Genomic DNA, 2714 nt, shown 5'->3' with positions numbered 1-2714 from the left:
TTGGAGGTACTCAGGCGGCCTGATTATCAAATCACGGAGAAAGAATTGCTGGCGGCCTGGGTATTATTCGCCAATCAGTTGCTCAAATATGGCTATGCTATGGCTGATTTATGAGGGGATCCTTCAGAGCTCGGCAGATATTTTTGCGTCACTTGATAAAACACCGGCCAACCATCGTAGGCATCGCATAACTCCCTAAACTGCCACAATAAATCATCAAATTTATGTTGATTACCAATTGGATCGCCCATTACCACCCAGCAATGTCCAGCCCTTGCATACATAAGAAAGGCGTCTTTATCCTCATTAAATAGGATTGATTTATCTTGCACTAAGGCTAAATAGCCATGACTGCTCGGCGACTGCGCGACAATCTCCATCGCCTGCTTTAATGAAGGCGTGTCCAGTTGTGGTGATTTAAGCTGAGTACGAGACGAGAAATAGCGCTCGGCAAAGGCAAGCACGATAAAGATAGCAATCGCTCCTCCTCGCAATGCTCGCGATACATGGCTATCGGGGGAGAAGGTAAACCAGAGTGAATGATCATAATCAACATCTTGATAGGAGAAAAATAATACCCAAATCATTAAGAATAAAGCGGCAGAAAGTGATAACAGCCAACCCAAAGAGTATTTAATCCCGACGACTGAACCCTTTCGATAAAACAAATTCTCACATGGCAACATCAATGCGTACACTAATCCGATCGCGAGTGATATTTCCCATTCCGCGCCCTTAAGCATAATAAATAACATGCCCACCAACAGCAGCTTTTTCGTTAATTCAAAGGCATTATGGTAGCGTTTAAATAACCCATGGGATAACAACAATAGCAAGACACCACTCACACTCAAAATGATGCTCGATATTTCGATGATCGGCAGCGGGACTAACTCGCCTAACCAGTGATACTTATGAATAATAGAAGGGTTAACCACTGACAAGAGTAATAATAAACCTGAGCTAAATACACTGATACTCAATAGCGGTGGTAACAGTTGGCGGATAAATGCAATTCGAGTATTTAACTTTACAATTTTATCTTTATTTGACCGCGCGATCGTAATAACAAAGTATGCCAAAGAGATTAAAAATGGAATAATGTAATAAATGATCCGATAGACAATAATGGCGCCGAGGATTTGCTCAACCGGTAAATATTGCGATAAGGCCACAGTCACGACGGACTCGAACACCCCAATACCACCCGGCACATGGGCAAGCACCCCAAGCGCATTCGCAACAAAGAAAATACTTAAGACCTGTATATAGCCCAAATTTTCTACCGCGGGCAGTAAGCTATAAAACAAGGTTCCTACGACAATCCAATCAAGTGAAGACACCAACAACTGTCTTAAAGATACAGATAACAGAGGTGGCGTAATTTCAAAGCCACGAAAGTTAAATGGCTTTTTCCGCAGCACACTCATCAGTAAATAGCCTAATACACTGAGCAGCATGCCAATACCGAGCACTGTCGTTAATGAAAATAGCCATGTTGGCAAAGGTAAGGCTGATAATTGTTCAGAGGGAAAGCATACCAGTGCAATACCACAAATAAAAAAGAGTCCGAGGAAGAATGTCACTGAACATGAAATGACTATTTGAGTGATTTTATTACCACTTAAGCCAAGTTCGGAATAAAACTTATATCTTATCGACGTCCCCGTTAACAGAGAGAACCCAATAGTATTGGAGAACGTAAAACCCAGAAAAGAAATAGGGACTATTTTACGATAAGGTATCTCCTTATCGATATTCCGAACGGCAATAAAATCGTACAAGGTTAATAAAGAGTAACTTCCCACTGTGAGTAGTGCTGTACATAACAACTCAACAAATGAAAATCCTTTAACCTCTTTAATAATGTCACTTAATTGATATTCTTGTTCTAAATTATAAAGCAAGAGTAATGAGACAGTGAATATTATAAGGCTAATAAACACCCGCACTCGTCTCCCCATGTTAATCTCCAGCACCTAAGACTGATTCAGCTAAGGTTATTTAACGTCAACATTGAAACAGCATTAAAAATTAATTAACTTAGTTTAATACCAGTCACATTAAATATCTAATCAGTTCAGAGCCTCACAGGCATCTCAATCCAAGGCGCATTGACGCGGAAATGGTTATTCCCTTTTAAGTCAATACAACACGGGAGTGGGATGCCTGTGAGGCTCCCGAAGGGCGGGTTTCAACGCGCTTTATACTGCGTTCAAGGCTTTCGACAGAGCACCACTATGCCTTCAAGCCTTCGCCTTGTCTAAAGCGCGTTGAACTCCCGCTGAATGAACAGATATTTAATACGATTGGTATTATTTTTAACACCACTTTATCGACGGGATTTTTAACATAGGGATTTTTCATTCGCAATGGATTTACGCATTTGCTGCATGACGTTTTATTAATGTGCTTAACAAGCTGATAGCAATAGTGAGTTAATGATTTTAAATTGAGGGGGGGATAATATAAAAGCCAAAAAAATCTGCAATAGATACGCAGCTCTGAAGAATCCCCTGATGATTTACAAATAAATCATCAAATTAGGGTGGAAGCGCATCTTGTTGCATGATCAAATGGTTTCGCCAAAAACTACACTTGGACAACAAGATGCGCGAAGCCAATATCCTACAACATTCTTTACACCAATACTGCCCAGAACTTCACCTAAAACGATTAAACAGCTTGATGCTGGCCTCTAAGGCACTGATTGA

Annotated in this window: 1 protein-coding gene; it reads right to left on the bottom strand. The window is 40.7% G+C overall.

Annotated features, from left to right (window positions below):
• Positions 1-92: 92 nt before the first annotated feature.
• Entirely contained in the window at positions 93-1964 is a 1872-nt protein-coding gene (locus K5Q99_RS21555) for a lysylphosphatidylglycerol synthase domain-containing protein (RefSeq protein WP_246604559.1), read from the bottom strand.
• Positions 1965-2714 lie beyond the last annotated feature (750 nt).

The sequence above is a fragment of the Shewanella hafniensis genome (assembly GCF_019655335.1).
GTDB classification, from domain to species: Bacteria; Pseudomonadota; Gammaproteobacteria; order Enterobacterales; family Shewanellaceae; genus Shewanella; species Shewanella hafniensis.
The sequence above is the reverse complement of the archived record's forward strand: the minus strand, read 5'-3'. Positions and strand labels throughout refer to the sequence as shown.